Origin of the sequence: Bacillus sp. J41TS8 (assembly GCF_018333035.1) — a bacterium.
Lineage (GTDB): Bacteria > Bacillota > Bacilli > Bacillales > Bacillaceae > Bacillus > Bacillus paralicheniformis.
The window spans coordinates 93,835-110,165 of sequence record NZ_BORF01000008.1 but is presented as its reverse complement, the minus strand read 5'-3'; the positions used below and the strand labels follow the sequence as shown (position 1 = coordinate 110,165).

The following is a 16,331-nucleotide window of genomic DNA, read 5'->3' as shown; positions in this document are numbered from 1 at the left end:
GAGGTTTAGTGAGAAATCCCACCAATATCCTAGCATGTATTTGCAGTTTGGAAACACTTTAATGATTTCTGAAAAAGCCATCGATAATTTTGGTGGCTGGATTACACAATATCATTTCAACCTTGAGGAGGGAACTTAAATGGTTAATGGAAAGAAAATCTCAAGTGGCTTCATTTATTTTTTCGGGGCTTTTGCCGGCATTCTTTTCGGTTATGATATCGGCGTTATGACGGGTGCTTTGCCTTTTCTGCAACACGATTGGAACCTTCAAGACAACGCCGGGGTTATTGGCTGGATTACTTCTTCGGTCATGTTAGGCGCTATTTTTGGAGGCGCCCTGGCCGGACAACTTTCTGATCGTTTGGGACGTCGCAAAATGATTTTAATTTCCGCTGTCATTTTTGTTGTTGGATCCATTTTGTCAGGAATAGCACCTCATAATGGGGTACTGTTTTTAATTGTTTCTCGGGTTTTATTAGGATTGGCCGTTGGTGCTGCCTCTGCATTGGTCCCGGCCTATATGTCGGAAATGGCGCCTGCACGTTTACGCGGACGGCTGTCAGGAATTAATCAAACCATGATTTGTTCTGGAATGTTGCTTTCTTACATTGTCGATTTTCTATTGAAAGATTTGCCGGAAACAATGGCGTGGCGGTTGATGCTTGGTTTGGCTGCCGTACCTGCTGTGATCTTATATGTTGGAATGTTAAAGTTACCTGAATCACCTCGTTTTTTAATCAAGAACAATAAACTTGATGAAGCACGCAAGGTGTTGAGCTATATTCGCTCTAACAAAGGAGAGATTGATTCTGAAATAGCACAAATACAAGAAACTGCCAGAGAGGAAACAAAGGCAAATCAAAAAGCATCATGGGCTACACTCTTAAGTAATAAATATCGTTTTTTATTAATTGCTGGTGTGGGTGTTGCCGCTTTTCAACAATTCCAGGGTGCTAACGCAATTTTTTATTACATTCCTTTGATTGTAGAAAAAGCAACAGGGAATGCGGCAAGTTCAGCGTTGATGTGGCCGATTATTCAAGGTGTTATTCTCGTGCTAGGTTCATTGCTATTCATCATGATCGCTGATAAATTTAATCGCCGTACTTTATTAACAGTAGGCGGAACCGTTATGGGGCTGTCCTTTATTTTGCCGGCAATATTGAATATATTAATTCCTAATGCAAATCCGATGATGATGGTTGTCTTTTTAAGTATCTATGTAGCACTTTATTCATTCACGTGGGCTCCTTTAACTTGGGTCATCGTAGGAGAAATTTTCCCTCTGGTCATTCGCGGGCGCGCGTCTGGAATAGCTTCATCATTTAACTGGATCGGCTCTTTCTTGGTTGGATTGCTATTTCCTATTATGACCGCTTCGATGTCTCAAGAAGCTGTGTTTGCAATCTTCGGTGTTATTTGTTTACTTGGAGTTGTATTTATCCGGACACGCGTCCCTGAAACTCGAGGTCGCAGTTTAGAGGAAATCGAAAAAAATGGAGGAAATAAACAAATTGGCGGAAAAAGCGCGCAAATAAACCTATGAGGCTTGGAGTGGAATCGAAAGGAGCTATCTTGGGTGCCGCTTATCGCAGGGGAAATCTTCGCACTAGTTCATTTTGAAACAGGGGGTTTCAAAAGGGAAGACGCTCTTTGGTCCAAATTTTTAAACGGGGCGTGATTGGACGAACCGTGACATATCAGCTCTAGCTTGTTATTTCAATATGGAGGCGGAAAACTCCGCCCTCCATATTGAATATGATTTTAAAATTAATTAAATACCATTCCGCCATCAATGATAAGAGACTGGCCGGTCATATAATCTGAATCTGGCCCTGCAAGATAAGAAACGCATGCTGCTACATCTTCCGGCTCTGATAAGCGTTTTAATGCAATATTTTTAGCGAATTGTTCCATTCCCCATTCAAATGGCTTGCCTGCTTCATCAGCGGTTTGCTGTGCAATCCCCATCATCATAGGCGTTTTTACGATACCCGGACAAAAGGCGTTAACCGTAATGCCTAATTCAGCTAGATCTTTTGCCGCCGTTTGCGTAATCCCGCGAACAGCGAACTTTGTTCCGCCGTAAACTGCCAAGCCTGGGTTACCGACTTGACCGGCTTGAGAAGAAGCATTAATGATTTTCCCGCCGTGTCCAAGTTCTTTAAAGGCTTTTACAGCTGCTTGAATTCCCCAATAAGTACCGCCGACGTTAACATCATAGATTTTCCGATAATCTTCATATGTAATGCTTTCAATAGGTGTGGTTGGTCCAAGACCTGCATTATTGATCACCACATCAAGACCGCCGAGGCGTTTAACCGTTTCATCGACTGCTTTAAAAACATCGTCCCGATCAGCAACATCCACTTTAACTGCAATTGCCTTACCGTTATGCTGGTTAATGTCCTCAGCAACTTGTGTTGCAGTTTCTACATTATAATCGGCAACTGCAACAGCGAACCCATCCTCCGCCAAACGTTTGCAGATTGCTTCGCCAATTCCTTGGCCTCCGCCAGTAACAAAAGCAATTTTTCCAGATACTTTACTCATATGAACATCTTCTTTCTATAAGTAATTGGTATTTAATTGGTACAGAAACATTATATCTTATATTTGTAGATTTGAAATAAAATCCCGGCAGTTGTTGAAAAAATGTTTAAAATTTTTCGAAAAAATTTAATTGTTTTTGAAGAAGATGGAAAAGCTGTATTTAAGTATAATAGGATTGTTCCGCTTTTACTGCAATCACAAGACGAAGGAAGACCAAATGAAAAGGCATGAATCCGTGCAGTGCCGGACTCATGCCAATCAAACTGTTTCATGAATTTTATTGTCTAGCTTTTTCAAATCGCTTCAAATTCAGCTGTCCTGGCGATTGAAAAGGTCGGTAATCGCGTGCATGAATTCAATTCCTTGAAAAACAAACAAATTGATTGCTGCTAATGAAAATAGTCCAATAATCACCGTTCTTATAATAAATAACATGTTAAAACCTCCCGTTTTTTTCGTATGGTTATGGTTTTAAAACATGCGCTTTATCGAAATAAGAAGAGTGATAGAACACCGCGAGCATAAATGCCTTCAGATGCTCTTTCCGCCTGTTCATCATGAACGCCTGGCCGGAAGCCGCAGCTAAGATGAAGAGAAGGATGGATTCAGCTCCGAAGCCGAGTGAATTCCACAATGATTTCGCCTTTTCTTCACCATATTTGCCGGCTGTCAGTTCATGGAGTTCGTCTCCTGAAACAGCGGCTTTTTGCGTATGGTGATTTGCCGGCATCTGGGGCATTGAGAACGAATGAAGGCTCGCAATGACTAAAAAGAATATGGACAGTTGCAGAAACAATGTCTTTTTCATTTGATCTCATCCCCTTAGTATCTCATCATCTTAGCATATTTTATGTTATAAGAAAAGATGATTATTTTGTGACAGTTGGCAAATATTTATTGACAATATGAGATTTTTCGCAACGCACTTGGAATGAAAGCGCATTTTTATATATGAATAAAGATGATACTCTGCTATAATGAGCATTGGGACTAAAGTAATAATGATGTTAACAGCCTTTATGTTTAAAAGACAGAAAATTCTATCTAGTTTTTCTTGTGTCATTATTATGATATAATCCTATCATGTTAGAAAACTTAACATCAAAACAAAATTCGTTTGTTTCAGGAGGGTGCTATGGAAGAAATTTTAAGCGAAATCATCAATGTCCCAAGCGGTTTTATTTGGACTTATTTAGTCTATATATTAATAGGAATAGGCCTGTTCTTTACTTTTAAATTGAAATTCGTTCAATTCCGCTATTTCTTCGAGATGTTTCGTATCGTCGGACAAAAGGAGGAGAAAGGAAAAGGCGTCTCGTCTTTGCAGGCTTTCTTTATTTCCGCCGCTTCGCGTGTCGGCACGGGTAACCTGACCGGTGTCGCGCTTGCTGTTGCAACAGGAGGACCTGGAGCGGTCTTTTGGATGTGGGTTGTCGCGCTTGTCGGTATGGCTTCCAGCTTTGTGGAGAGTACGCTGGCTCAAGTGTACAAGGTCAAAGACGGCGATCATTTCAGAGGGGGCCCAGCTTATTACATGGAAAAAGCGCTGGGCGCCAGATGGATGGGCATTATCTTTGCCGTTTTGATTACGATTACATTCGGATTGATCTTTAATGCGGTGCAAGCCAATACGATCGTCGGTTCGATGGAAGGGGCTTTCAACCTTGATAAAACAACGGTCGGAATTGTTTTGGCGGTATTGACCGGATTTATCATTTTCGGCGGTTTGAAACGCGTTGTGACAGTTTCGCAGTTGATCGTTCCGGTTATGGCGGTCATTTATCTTGGACTTGCTTTATTTGTCGTGCTGACGAATATTTCTCAAATACCGGCCGTTTTCGCGATGATTGTGAAAGATGCTTTCGGGATCGAGCAGATTGCAGGGGGTACGCTCGGCAGCATCATTATTATCGGTGCGAAGCGCGGCTTGTTTTCAAACGAAGCCGGAATGGGAAGCGCGCCGAACGCAGCGGCGACTGCCAATGTCTCTCACCCGGCGAAGCAAGGTTTTATCCAAACGCTTGGCGTATTCTTTGATACGATGGTTATCTGCAGTGCGACAGCCTTTATGATTCTGCTGTTCAATCTGACGCCGGGCAAAGAGCTTGACGGCATTCAAATTACACAAGCAGCCATGCAGCATCATGTCGGAAGCTGGGCGCCTGCGTTTGTCGCAGTGGCGATTTTCCTGTTCGCTTTCAGCTCAATCGTCGGAAACTACTATTATGGTGAGACGAATATTGAATTTATTAAAAAGAGCAAGACGACGCTTGCCGTTTACCGTACAGCTGTTGTCGCAATGGTCATCTTCGGATCTGTATCCGGTTTTCAACTTGTGTGGGACATGGCGGATTTATTTATGGGATTAATGGCGATCATTAACCTGATTGCGATTCTGCTTCTTTCCGGAATTGCCGCGAAAGTGCTGAAAGACTATACTGATCAGCGTAAAACAGGGAAGAACCCTGTCTTTAAGGCAAGCTCGATTCCAGGTCTGAAAAACACAGAGGCTTGGGAAGACGAGAAGGAAACATTGCAATCGAAATAAACAATATGAAAAAAGGCGTCCTTGGGGCGCCTTTTTCTTGTTTTTTTACTGACAGCTGAATGAGGTAATCTCGTTCAAGTCAATACCGAAGTAAACCCAGCGGAATTGACGCGGTCTCCAGCGGTAGCCCGCAATCGAATAACGTCCGACGAAAACCGGGTAGAACCAAAAGCGGCTGCCGTTTCTTAAGCGGATGAATGTATATTTGAACAGGCATCTTCTGATTCCGCCGGGATCAACGGCAAATACCGAAGGGCCGGTGTCTTGCGGAAATTGGCTCGGCGGCGGGGGGAGAAACTGCTGTTGCTGCTGTCCTCCAACTCCTGGAGGCGGCCCCGGCGGAAATTGCTGGCGATACGGATCATATAGTGAAGGATCGTATGGATACAATAAAAACGCTCCTTTCTGATGGTTTGCTTTATCGTATGATTGATAGGGAATAAGGGTAGCTTGCCTATAGAGAAAAAAATCCCTAAAGCCGTTTTGGCTTTAGGGAAAATGTTTAAATGCTTTTGCGGGGCGCCCGTTTTCGGTAAACAACATAGCTTCTTGTCAAATATTTTAGCGGCATGCTGAATACGTGGACGAGCCGAGTAAACGGCCAGACGATGAAAATGACGTAGCCCATCATAATATGAAGCTTAAACCAGAGGGGCACGCTCGCCATAAGTCCGGCATCAGGCTTGAATAAGAAAATGTTGCGAAACCACGGGCTGATTGTTGTCCGATAGTCGAATCCTTTTGAATCGATGTTCAAGAAGGTTGCCGCAAGCCCAGTCGTCATGACGAATAACAAAGCGACCAGCGTGATGAAATCACCGGCAGAGCTCGTTTTTCGAATTCGTTTGTCCGTGAATCTGCGGTAGGTCAATATGATAAGTCCTGACAGCGCGGCGATGCCCGCGGGCAGTCCGAAACCGATCGCGATTTTATGGTACATATGCTCTGATACGCCGAGCGCTTGATAAAGGCTTTCCGGAATTAAAATTCCCATCACATGCCCGCCGATGACAAAAAAGATTCCCCAGTGAAAAAGGCTGCTGCCAAGCGCCAATTTTTTCTTTTCGAGCATTTCGCTTGATTTGGCCGTCCAGCCAAACTGATCATGTTGATAGCGGTATATATGCCCTCCGATAAAAATGGTGATGACGATATAGGGGAGGATGACCCACAGGATTTGTTCGATCATGGCTGTACATTCCTTTCAACACCAATTTCCTCTAAAATCATCATTAATCCGTCTAATAACGGCGTATAGATGCTTTCATTCTCTGAAAGCTGCAATCTTAATTCTTCCAGGTTCGCTGCGTATTTTTGGAATACAGCCGCAGCTTTTTCATGATCGGCGACTGCAGCAAATTCAAGCATGAGCGGCAGATAATCCGGCAGCTCTTTGTCTGTCGGCTGAAAACCGGACTGCTGATACAGATCTTTCAGCTGCAGCAATTCAATTCCGCGCTCCCTTTGTTCACCGGAGTTGAAATAGGTGACATAAAGGTTCGTTTTTTTGCCGAAATCAAACGTATATACGTACGTTTCGATCAATTCCTCAGACGAATAGGAAGCCGCGCTTTCCAAAAAGGCAAGCAGATGCCCTTTCAGCGCTTCATGTTCGATTTCGCCGATGATCTGCTGCCATTCGGAACGTTCTTTTCTCCACTCTTCATCAGGGTAGGAGAGGAGGTGAGAAAGAGCGGCAAAAACGGTTTGTTTGTCTGTTCCATTCATGAAGCTTCCCTCCAGTGTTATATGTTTTGGCAAGAGCCGGGTCCTCCGGCAAACGATAATCCGCAGCTTCCTTGTTCCATGTACAGATCCGCGACTTCTTCGCGATGGGTTTGCGGAATGACAAAGCGGTCATCATATTTGGCGATCGCAAGCAGACGGTACATATCTTCAATCTGCTCTTCAGTCAATCCGGTATCTTGAATCAGGGCTGAATCGATCTGTTTGTTCGTTTGAGTCGCTCGCATGTACATACGCATCACAGACATTTTCTTTAATGTCGTTCTTATATGGTGTGTATCACCGGCAGTCAGCAAATTGGCCAAATATTCGATCGGAATCCGCATTTCATCAATGGCAGGGAAGATATCTTCAGCTGATTGGGCCGTTCCTTTTCCTTCAAACATATTCATAATCGGACTGAGCGGCGGAATATACCATACCATCGGCAATGTCCGGTATTCAGGATGCAGCGGCAGAGCGATTTTCCAATCGATGATCATTTTGTAGATTGGAGATTTTTGCGCTGCTTCGATCCACTCCAGCGGAATGCCTTGAGCTTTTGCTTCTTCTGCGACAGCGGGATCATTCGGATCAAGGAAAATTTCCAGCTGGGAGTGATATAGATCTTTTTCATTTTCGGCTGAAGCCGCTTCTTCGACTTTATCTGCATCATAAAGCATGACTCCGAGATAGCGGATTCTGCCGACGCATGTCTCAGAGCAGATTGTCGGCAGTCCTGCTTCAAGACGAGGGAAGCACAATGTGCATTTTTCCGCCTTGTTCGTCTGCCAGTTGAAATACACTTTTTTATAAGGGCATGATGATACACAGTGTCTCCATGAGCGGCACGCATTTTGATCGACGAGAACGATCCCGTCTTCTTCGCGTTTGTACATCGCTCCCGACGGACAGGAGGAGACGCAGGAAGGATTGATGCAGTGTTCGCATATCCTTGGCAGATACATCATAAAGACGTCTTCAAATTCAGTCTTGATCGATTCTTCCATTTTTTTGACGTTTGGATCTTGAAGGCCTGTAATGTGGCCGCCGGCAAGATCGTCTTCCCAGTTCGGACCCCATTCAAGGTTCATGAAGTCTCCCGTAATGGAAGACTTCGGCCTTGCAACAGGCTGGTGTTTTTTCTCCGGACTGTTTGTCAGCGTTTCATAATCATAGTTCCAAGGTTCATAGTAGTCATCGATCGTCGGCTGGTACGGGTTGTAGAATAAATTCATGAGCCGCGTTGTTTTGGCGCCTGATTTGAGCTGAAGTTTGCCTTTTTTCAGCTCCCAGCCGCCTCTGTATTTATCCTGGTCCTCCCATTGTTTAGGGTAGCCGATGCCCGGTTTTGTTTCGACGTTGTTGAAGTACATATATTCTGCACCGGAACGGTTTGTCCATGTGTTTTTGCATGTGACGCTGCATGTATGGCAGCCGATGCATTTATCAAGGTTCATTACCATTCCGATTTGAGCTTTAATCTTCAAGCCAATCGACCTCCTTCAATTTTCTGATCACGACATTGAGGTCGCGCTGATTTCCTGTCGGCCCGTAGTAGTTGAATCCGTAGCTGAGCTGGCCGTAGCCTCCGATCATCTGCGTCGGCTTGACATGGATGCGTGTCGGACTGTTATGGGTTCCACCGCGGTTATTCGTCAGCTTTGTTCCCGGTACATTGATATGCCGGTCTTGGGCATGGTGCATAAAGGCCATTCCTTTTGGAATCCGGTGTGATGTCACGGCCCGTGCGACGACGACTCCGTTTCGGTTGAAGCATTCGATCCAGTCGTTGTCCTGAATGTCGGTTTCTTCCGCATCGTCTTTATTCATCCAGACTGTCGGCCCGCCTCTGAAAAGGGTAAGCATCGGCAGGGAATCAAAATACATGCTGTGAACCGACCATTTATTATGCGGCGTTAAATAGTTTAAAACGATTTCTTTTCCTTCCTGATCCGGACGCTTGTTCAAGAAAGGGCGGTGGATCAGGATCGGCTTGAATGTCGCCATGTTCTCGCCGAATTCGGTCATCATTTCATGATCAAGGTAAAAAGACTGTCTGCCGGTCAGCGTTCTCCACGGAATCAGTTTTTCAACGTTCGTTGTAAACGGAGAATAGCGCCGTCCGCCTTTTTCAGAACCGCTGAAAGCAGGGGAGGTGATCACCGTTTTCGGCTGAGCCGAAATTTGCTCAAATGTAAAGCATTCCTCTTCCCGTTCTTCAGCTAAGTCTTTCAACTCAAGATTCGTTATTTTTTCAAGCGATTCCCACGCTTTAACGGCTACTTTCCCGTTTGAAGTGGAAGAGAGGGTCAATACCGCTTCCGCAGCCTGTCTTGCATCACTGATGTCAGGACAGCCTTTGGCGATCGTGTCGTCTTTTACGACGCCGAGCGTTTTTTTGAGGGAATCATATTCCGCTTCAACAGACCAGTTCATACCTTTCGTACCAAACGGCTGTTTGACAACATTCGGCCCAAGCGATGTCATCTTATTGAAAATCTGCTTGTAATCCCGTTCCACAACATGAATTTGCGGCATTGTTTTGCCGGGAACGGCAGGGCAGTCGCCTTTGCTCCAATCTTTGATTTTCCCGAGCGGCTGCGCCATTTCCTGTGGAGTGTCATGGAGAAGAGGAGTCGCAACAGCCTCTTTTACAGGTTCCATGTCCATTTCTTCAGCCAGATTGGAAACCGCTTTTGCCAATGCTTTGAAAATATCCCAATCAGACTTTGCTTCCCACGGCGCGCTGATTGCCGGGTTAAACGGGTGGATGAACGGATGCATATCCGTGCTGCTGAGATCGTGTTTTTCGTACCAGGTGGCCGCAGGGAGCACGATGTCTGAATAAAGGGCTGTTCCCGCCATCCGGAAATCGAGATTGACCAGTAAGTCGAGTTTGCCTTCAGGCGCTTTGTCACGCCATGTGATTTCTTCGGGACGGACGCTGTCCTGATCATCGTTCATCAGTCCGTTAGTCGTGCCGAGCAAGTGCTTCAGAAAATATTCATGACCTTTGCCGGAGCTCGAGATTAAGTTGGCTCTCCAGACAAATAGATTTCTCGGGAAGTTCTTTTCATTGTCAGGATCTTCAATTGAAAACTTGAGCTTTTTCTCCTCAAGCTGTCTGGCGATATAGCTTCCGACTTGCTGAGCGTTCTCAGCGCCTGCTTTTTCTGCTTCTTTATACAGATCAATACCGTTTTTCTCAAACGTCGGATACGAAGGAAGCCATCCGAGTCTTGCCGCCAGCACATTGTAATCGGCGTGGTGCTTGTAGCGCGATGTTTTTGCGATAGGGGAAGCAAGCCCGCTGATTTCCTGATCTTCATAGCGCCACTGGTCGGTAGCGAAGTAGAAAAATGATGTTCCGTTTTGCAGTTTGGCAGGGCCTCCCCAGTCTTTGGCCGTCGCGATCGTCTGCCATCCTTCGGCCGGCCGGAGTTTTTCCTGGCCGACATAGTGGGCCCAGCCGCCTCCGTTAACCCCTTGAGCTCCGACGAGAAGCACAAGGTTCAGCACAGCTCTGTAAATGGTGTCTGAATTGAACCAATGGTTAATCCCGGCGCCGACAATGATCATTGAACGGCCCTCTGTGTCAATCGCATTTTGCGCGAATTCCCTTGCGATCTTGATCACCATTTCACTTTTAATGCCAGTAATCGGCTCTTGCCAAGCCGGTGTAAACGGTTCAGGATCATCAAATGATGCCGGCGTCTGCCCGTCAATTCCGCGGTTGACGCCATAGTTGGCGAGCGTCAGGTCGAAAACGGTAGAAACAAAAACTTCCTCTCCGTCCAGAATCATTTTTTTGATCGGAAGCGGTCTTTCAAGCACTTTATTGCCGTCATGTGAGAAGTAAGGAATGTTGACCGTGCCGATCATATCTTCGTGTCCAAGCATGGAAAGCCGAGGTGTGATCGGTTTTTCTGAATCCTCATCAACCATGCGCAGATTCCATTTTCCTTGGCCGTCCCAGCGAGAGCCCATCGTGCCCTGCGGAATCGCAAATCCATCTGTGTCTTCGTCCCAAACGGCAGGCTTCCACTCATCATGCTCTGTCGCACGCCCGATATCTTTAGCATGGAGGAAGCGGCCTGCTGTGAACGTTCCGTTTTCCTCTTTCAAAGTCACCAAAAACGGGAAATCGGTATATTGTTTTGCATAATCAATAAAACGCTCCGTCTTCTGGTTGACATAAAAGTCTTGGAGAATGACGTGGCCCATCGCCATGGCCAGTGCGCCGTCCGTTCCTTGTCTGATGCTCAGCCAATCATCGGAAAACTTTGAGGACTCGGCAAAGTCCGGACTGATCGAAATCACTTTTGCCCCTTTATAGCGGGCTTCGGCTAAAAAGTGAGCGTCAGGCGTTCTGGTAAGCGGCACATTAGAACCCCATGTCATGATGTAGCCCGAATTGTACCAGTCGCTGCTTTCCGGAACGTCGGTTTGATCTCCCCAAATTTGCGGTGAAGCAGGAGGGAGGTCGGCATACCAGTCATAGAAGCTCAGCATCGGCCCGCCGATCAGGGACATAAAGCGTGACCCTGCTGCGTGGCTGAGCATCGACATGGCTGGAATCGGCGAGAAGCCGACATTTCGGTCAGGACCGTATTTGGCAATGGTGTACAGAAGGGAAGCCGAAATCAGCTTCAGGACTTCGCTCCATTCGGCGCGGACAAATCCGCCTTTTCCGCGCGCCTGTTTATAGGCCTTTGCTTTTTCAGGGTTTTCGATAATTGATTTCCATGCTTCCAGCGGATTTTTGCTGCTGTTTAGCGCCTCGCGCCACATCTGGATCAGCACACCGCGTACATACGGATATTTCACGCGGAGCGGGCTGTATATATACCAGGAAAAGCTCGCTCCCCTCGGACAGCCGCGCGGTTCAAAGTCCGGCATATCAGGGCCAGTCGAAGGGTAATCGAGTCGCTGCCCTTCCCATGTGACGATTCCGTTTTTGACGTAGATATTCCAGCTGCAGGAGCCTGTACAGTTCACCCCGTGGGTAGAGCGAACCACTTTATCATGCTGCCATCTATTTCTGTATACATCTTCCCAATTCCGGTCTTCATAAGTGGTTTGGCTGTGTTGATTGGAATGGCGTTCAATAGGAGAGAAATAATTTAATCTCCTGAAAATGGGACTCTGTTTCTTTTTTTTCATTGCTGGTTCACTCCTTCTGAGTCAGTGATGCTACCCTCACTATATATGGAGGAGGCGCTGGACCTTGTTAAATTTGTCACATGGTTTCGGGTTTTCACAAATTTGTCACATTTTCAGGAGGGGGAGAGGGAGGACAAAAAAACAGCCTGCATGGAAGCGGGCTGTCGAATGGGTCAATCGCTCGTGTTCAAAATTCTCTTTTCCCCGGTAATCTCTTGAATCGGGGCGATGTTCTGGGTGAATTCCAAAGTTCCGATATAGCGGCCGTTTTCATCGCGTACGGCAAAATAGCGGATGAACACGTATTTGTCTTTAAATTTGATCCAAAAGTCTTCAACGTCTTTTTTGCCTGATTTAAAGTCGTCAAGAAGTTTGTTGACGATGTGGACGCTTGCCGGCGGATGGCAGTTTTGGACGGTCCGGCCGATTACGGCTTTTGTCCTTGCGAAAATCCGTTCCTTTCCGTGTGAAAAATAGCGGACCACATCGTTTTCATCGATGAAGGTGATATCGACCGGAAGATGGTTCATCATGTGCTCAAGCTGGGCCACGGACAGAATACCCGTAGGGAGCCTGACATATCCGTCAGCCGCTTCTTCTGTTGTTTTGAGCTGATGGCGTTCAGGCTTCCACACCGTTTCCGGAGCAGTCAGGCAATATCCGATCTCGTCGCTTTCAGCCGCGATTTTCAGCCATTCGTCTTCTGTCAGCGTTCTGAGCGCCATCGGCAAGAGGATATTTTCTTCTTTATAAATCATTTCCGTGCCTTCTTGAATGATAAACGTTAGCTCGCGGATGACTTCATCTTTTTTGTCCGGCGTATACTCTTCCAACAAACGCTTCACTTCTTTGATGCTCTTGCGGATAAAATCATCGACAGCCCACATCACTTGGCTGGGCCCAGTAATTCCGTACTTTTCTAAATAGGGGAAGAGAAGATTTTCTTTTCTGCTGTAATGTTTGTCGACATCGGCGAGCAAGTTCAAGTCTGTGAGCAGCTTGAGAATGTTGTCGCGGTGATCTTCTTTTTCAAAACGTTCCAAATGAAGCTGCATTTTAAAGTTCAAAAGGAGGTCGATTTCTTTATTTTCTTTCATAAAAGTATGAACGGGATGGCCTGGCTGCTTATCGGCGTCAGCGCGGTGAATGTCTTCAATCGATCCTTTAAACACAGCGGCGTGAACGGAACAAAGCTCTTGAATTTCTTCGGGGGTAATGCCTTCTTCCTTCATTAACGCCTGTTCCAGCTGAGCGATTTCTTCAGCATTGACTGAACCGAACGTCTTTTCAAACCGTTTTTTGACGTCGGCAAGCGGTTTTCCTTTATGAAGGTCGATGATGATTTCTTTCAGAAGCTGCTTTTTTTCCTCTGGCAGACCTTGCTGCGTTTCCCGGTTGTTAATCATTTCGCTCATCGTTTTTCTCCTTTCCAAACGGGGTCAAATCCGTGCGCTTTCAATATGTCTAAGACATGCGGCCATTCGATTTGCATCATTCGCGCGCCTTTCGGAATCGTCACGATACGCCCGGCTGTTTCCAGCATGCCGGGCTTCGTTATGTTTTTAAACCCGGCTTCCTTCATCACGGCTTTTAGTTCAGGATGCAATGTGCAAAGTTCGTATACGGAATCGTTCAAATCAATTTTTTTATGCAGAGGGATCACATCCTTTGATAGTGATGATCATTCTCATCTATACCGTAATACAAGTATGCTGAAAAAAATGTGACGTACATCACATTTTTCAGCGCAAAGCCTTCGGAATATAAATACAGCTCGGGTCGCTTTCCAGATAATCGCCTGTCAGAGCATAGGCACGTGAGCGCGAACCGCCGCACACATGGCGGAATTCACAGACGCCGCATTTTCCTTTAAATCCGTCCGGATTTCGCAAATCCTTAAAGATCGGTGATTCGCGATAAATCTCAGCCAGCGGCTGTTCGCGGATGTTTCCGGCTTTAAACGGCAGGAGTCCGCTTGGATATACATCGCCGATATGGGAGATAAACATAAAGCCGTTGCCATCGTTCACACCTTTCGGAGCCCGGCCCAATCCGCCGATCGCATCCATTTTCCCTTTCTGCAATGCGTGTTCATAGCGGATTTTCATGTTGGGGTCTTTCGCTTCCCGCATTTTTTGTTGAATAACGACCCGTCGGTAGTGCTGGGCTGCTGTCGTTTTGATGTCAAAAGGCGCTTCTTTTGCCAAACGGCTGAGCCAAAGAAAGACTTTTTCATGGTCCACCGGCGAAATCATATCTTCCCGCTTCGCGCGGCCTGTCGGAACGAGAAAAAATACACTCCATAATACACAGTTCAATTCTTCGATCAGCTTTGCCATTTCATCCAGGTAATCGATGTTATAAGCGGATATAACGGTATTAATCTGCAGAGGCAGATGGCATTCATGAATGTAGCGTATGGCCTTCATGGTCAGGTCAAAGGAACCGTCCGTTCCTCGAAAATGATCATGAATCTCTCGGGTCGGGCCGTCCAAGCTGAACGCCCATCGGGATAAGCCGATTTCTTTTGCTGATTGAATCGCTTCTCTTGTAACATTCGGCGTGGCACTCGGGGTCATGGAGACGCGAACCCCTTTTTGGACGGCATACTCAATAATGGCGAATGCGTCGTCTCTCATTAAAGGGTCACCCCCTGTCAGCACGAGGAGGGGATTGTCCATCGCATGAATTTGATCAATTAAATCTTTTCCCTCTTTCAGGGTGAGCTCCCGCGGATCGCGTTTATTTTGAGCCGATGCCCGGCAATGAAGGCACTTGAGCTCGCACGCTCTTGTCAGCTCCCAAATGACGATAAACGGAGACTTGTCGAAATCGCAATGTATCATCTTTCATCTGTCCTTTCGTTTGCATTCATGTGTATCGTAGCGGAAATGAAAAAGAAAAAAAGTTAAGTAGATCACATTTAGAAAAGGAAGGGAAAGAAGGGGGAGGCCCTTCTCACGCGTCGTCTTCTGCGGAGGAGTTGAGGTAACGCAAAAAAAGCTGGTAGGAAAAATACAAATTCTGCTGAAGCAGCATGAGAAAGTTCGTCTGTAATTGGCGGTTATAAGTCATCATTTTTTTGAAAGTATGAAATGGAATTTCAAGTACGGCGGTTTCTGCGGCAGTGTTGACTGAAATAAACGGAGATACGAAAGGTTCGCCTTTTTGATCAATAGGGAAAACATCGCCTTTTTCCCACTCGGCGATCGTTCGGGATTCTTCTGGAAGTCTTCTGTCAGAAAAATGAACTTCCCCTTTTAAAACAAAATAGACGGATTGCGAATGAAGGAACGATCGCGAATGCTGAGATGGCTGGATATCGATCACCTTCCCGTTTTTCAGCAGCCTTTTGATGATCGGAAGGGGTACCCCGAGAAACATAGGAAGATTTTTCAGAAACAATAAGTAGTCAAACCGGTCCATGGTATATCCTCCTTCTATATATTAGCATTTAGTATAAAGCGCCGGGCTGGAGGGCGCAGTGATTTATTTCACACGCCTGTATGCAAAATGTCACTGTGTAAAAAAGACGAAACTTTTATAATGTAATAGAAAAGAAGGGAGGATGCGTGATGAAAGTGTTCATACCGAAGCAGCACGGCGCCTGGGCGATGCTTGTCATCCCGTTTGTTCTCGGCATGTTCGCCGGGGGCGCGGATGTAAAGCATATTCCGTTGTTCTGCGGATGGCTGTTTCTATATCTAGCGGCATTTCCGGCTACGATGATGGTGAAGAAGAAAAATATCGTTTACTATCAAAAATGGGTTCTCATCTACGGCATTCCGGCCATCGTTTTCCTGCTTATTTCGGTCTGGCTGGAGCCGCGGCTCGTTTTTCTAGGGCTGCCGCTGTTTCCGCTCTTTCTCATCAATCTTTATTATGCGAAAAGAAACAACGACAGGGCGCTTTTAAATGATATTGCTGCAATCCTTGTTTTCAGCGCGGGCGGGCTTGCAAGCTTCTGGATGGGAGCGGGGAAGCTTGATGGTGAAGCATTGTTTGTTTTTATCCAGTCCGCTTTGTTTTTCACAGGGAGCGCCTTTTATGTCAAGTCGATGATCCGCGAAAAGAAAAACAATCGGTTTAAACTTTATTCATGGGGATACCACATATTCCTGCCGTTCATCTCGCTGGCCGCGGGGGCAGGATGGGCCGTGCTTGGTGTAGTGCCGAGCAGTTTCAGAGCGTGGTTTTTACATGGAAGGAAACTGTCGATTAAGACAATCGGAATCTCAGAGCTGGTGAATGCCTGTTTCTTTATGGCCGTGTTGATCGTTTTTCTGCTGCAAACGTAAAAAACAAGGACACTGTGCTTCATGTCCTTGTTTGTTTTCGT

At 46.1% G+C, this 16,331-nt stretch carries 15 protein-coding genes; 3 read left to right on the top strand and 12 right to left on the bottom strand.

All coding sequences use genetic code 11. The features are described from left to right. The first annotated feature begins 139 nt into the window (after nucleotides 1-139). The gene (locus KI350_RS12655; protein ID WP_095290635.1) at nucleotides 140-1,546 is read left to right on the top strand and encodes a sugar porter family MFS transporter; all 1,407 of its coding nucleotides are present in this window, start codon (nucleotides 140-142) and stop codon (nucleotides 1,544-1,546) included. A gap of 224 nt (nucleotides 1,547-1,770) precedes the next feature. Here KI350_RS12655 and KI350_RS12650 read toward each other — a convergent pair whose 3' ends face one another. From KI350_RS12650 to KI350_RS12645, 3 genes are all read right to left on the bottom strand, one after another. Continuing rightward, nucleotides 1,771-2,553 (bottom strand): (S)-acetoin forming diacetyl reductase, encoded by a 783-nt coding sequence (locus KI350_RS12650; protein ID WP_020451621.1) that lies wholly within the window; start codon nucleotides 2,551-2,553, stop codon nucleotides 1,771-1,773. A gap of 309 nt (nucleotides 2,554-2,862) precedes the next feature. Then, a complete protein-coding gene (locus KI350_RS23215) occupies nucleotides 2,863-2,988 on the bottom strand; it encodes a hypothetical protein (RefSeq protein WP_020451622.1) in 126 nt (41 codons plus the stop codon). A gap of 28 nt (nucleotides 2,989-3,016) precedes the next feature. After that, complete coding sequence (locus KI350_RS12645) at nucleotides 3,017-3,361, bottom strand: hypothetical protein (protein WP_020451623.1); 345 nt, start codon at nucleotides 3,359-3,361, stop codon at nucleotides 3,017-3,019. A gap of 327 nt (nucleotides 3,362-3,688) precedes the next feature. On the opposite strand from KI350_RS12645, the gene KI350_RS12640 reads away from it, so the two are divergent. Next, nucleotides 3,689-5,101: an alanine/glycine:cation symporter family protein gene (locus tag KI350_RS12640; protein WP_023857575.1), complete on the top strand. Its 1,413-nt coding sequence runs from the start codon at nucleotides 3,689-3,691 to the stop codon at nucleotides 5,099-5,101. Nucleotides 5,102-5,146: 45 nt separating this feature from the next. Here the strand turns inward: KI350_RS12640 and KI350_RS12635 are convergent, their stop codons facing one another. From KI350_RS12635 to KI350_RS12595, 9 genes are all read right to left on the bottom strand, one after another. Beyond that, nucleotides 5,147-5,491, bottom strand: a complete 345-nt coding sequence (locus KI350_RS12635) for a hypothetical protein (protein WP_020451626.1) — start codon at nucleotides 5,489-5,491, stop codon at nucleotides 5,147-5,149. A gap of 112 nt (nucleotides 5,492-5,603) precedes the next feature. Next, the gene (narI, locus tag KI350_RS12630; RefSeq protein ID WP_020451627.1) at nucleotides 5,604-6,290 is read right to left on the bottom strand and encodes a respiratory nitrate reductase subunit gamma; all 687 of its coding nucleotides are present in this window, start codon (nucleotides 6,288-6,290) and stop codon (nucleotides 5,604-5,606) included. Next, nucleotides 6,287-6,829: a nitrate reductase molybdenum cofactor assembly chaperone gene (gene narJ / locus KI350_RS12625; protein WP_020451628.1), complete on the bottom strand. Its 543-nt coding sequence runs from the start codon at nucleotides 6,827-6,829 to the stop codon at nucleotides 6,287-6,289. Before narJ ends, narI begins: the two co-directional genes overlap by 4 nt. Before the next feature lie 17 nt (nucleotides 6,830-6,846). Further along, nucleotides 6,847-8,316 (bottom strand): nitrate reductase subunit beta, encoded by a 1,470-nt coding sequence (narH, locus tag KI350_RS12620; RefSeq protein ID WP_020451629.1) that lies wholly within the window; start codon nucleotides 8,314-8,316, stop codon nucleotides 6,847-6,849. Further along, nucleotides 8,306-11,992: a nitrate reductase subunit alpha gene (locus KI350_RS12615; protein ID WP_023857571.1), complete on the bottom strand. Its 3,687-nt coding sequence runs from the start codon at nucleotides 11,990-11,992 to the stop codon at nucleotides 8,306-8,308. Before KI350_RS12615 ends, narH begins: the two co-directional genes overlap by 11 nt. 173 nt (nucleotides 11,993-12,165) lie before the next feature. Further along, entirely contained in the window at nucleotides 12,166-13,407 is a 1,242-nt protein-coding gene (locus KI350_RS12610) for a DUF438 domain-containing protein (RefSeq protein WP_020451631.1), read from the bottom strand. Continuing rightward, complete coding sequence (locus KI350_RS12605; protein ID WP_229030011.1) at nucleotides 13,404-13,628, bottom strand: DUF1858 domain-containing protein; 225 nt, start codon at nucleotides 13,626-13,628, stop codon at nucleotides 13,404-13,406. Before KI350_RS12605 ends, KI350_RS12610 begins: the two co-directional genes overlap by 4 nt. A gap of 106 nt (nucleotides 13,629-13,734) precedes the next feature. After that, nucleotides 13,735-14,838, bottom strand: a complete 1,104-nt coding sequence (locus tag KI350_RS12600) for a TIGR04053 family radical SAM/SPASM domain-containing protein (protein WP_106070752.1) — start codon at nucleotides 14,836-14,838, stop codon at nucleotides 13,735-13,737. A 112-nt stretch (nucleotides 14,839-14,950) separates the two neighbouring features. Then, a complete protein-coding gene (locus KI350_RS12595) occupies nucleotides 14,951-15,418 on the bottom strand; it encodes a cyclic nucleotide-binding domain-containing protein (RefSeq protein ID WP_020451634.1) in 468 nt (155 codons plus the stop codon). A 149-nt stretch (nucleotides 15,419-15,567) separates the two neighbouring features. Between KI350_RS12595 and KI350_RS12590 the strand changes: the two genes are divergently transcribed. Continuing rightward, complete coding sequence (locus tag KI350_RS12590; RefSeq protein WP_023857566.1) at nucleotides 15,568-16,290, top strand: YwiC-like family protein; 723 nt, start codon at nucleotides 15,568-15,570, stop codon at nucleotides 16,288-16,290. Nucleotides 16,291-16,331 lie beyond the last annotated feature (41 nt).

What these genes read in the sequence shown, in the direction of transcription:
- KI350_RS12615 (WP_023857571.1), bottom strand. Translation starts at nt 11,992, where the DNA reads ATGAAAAAAAAGAAACAGAGTCCCATTTTCAGGAGATTAAATTATTTC.
- KI350_RS23215 (WP_020451622.1), bottom strand. Translation starts at nt 2,988, where the DNA reads ATGTTATTTATTATAAGAACGGTGATTATTGGACTATTTTCATTAGCA.
- KI350_RS12610 (WP_020451631.1), bottom strand. Translation starts at nt 13,407, where the DNA reads ATGAGCGAAATGATTAACAACCGGGAAACGCAGCAAGGTCTGCCAGAG.
- KI350_RS12595 (WP_020451634.1), bottom strand. Translation starts at nt 15,418, where the DNA reads ATGGACCGGTTTGACTACTTATTGTTTCTGAAAAATCTTCCTATGTTT.
- narJ (WP_020451628.1), bottom strand. Translation starts at nt 6,829, where the DNA reads ATGAATGGAACAGACAAACAAACCGTTTTTGCCGCTCTTTCTCACCTC.
- KI350_RS12640 (WP_023857575.1), top strand. Translation starts at nt 3,689, where the DNA reads ATGGAAGAAATTTTAAGCGAAATCATCAATGTCCCAAGCGGTTTTATT.
- KI350_RS12650 (WP_020451621.1), bottom strand. Translation starts at nt 2,553, where the DNA reads ATGAGTAAAGTATCTGGAAAAATTGCTTTTGTTACTGGCGGAGGCCAA.
- narI (WP_020451627.1), bottom strand. Translation starts at nt 6,290, where the DNA reads ATGATCGAACAAATCCTGTGGGTCATCCTCCCCTATATCGTCATCACC.
- KI350_RS12600 (WP_106070752.1), bottom strand. Translation starts at nt 14,838, where the DNA reads ATGATACATTGCGATTTCGACAAGTCTCCGTTTATCGTCATTTGGGAG.
- KI350_RS12590 (WP_023857566.1), top strand. Translation starts at nt 15,568, where the DNA reads ATGAAAGTGTTCATACCGAAGCAGCACGGCGCCTGGGCGATGCTTGTC.
- KI350_RS12655 (WP_095290635.1), top strand. Translation starts at nt 140, where the DNA reads ATGGTTAATGGAAAGAAAATCTCAAGTGGCTTCATTTATTTTTTCGGG.
- KI350_RS12645 (WP_020451623.1), bottom strand. Translation starts at nt 3,361, where the DNA reads ATGAAAAAGACATTGTTTCTGCAACTGTCCATATTCTTTTTAGTCATT.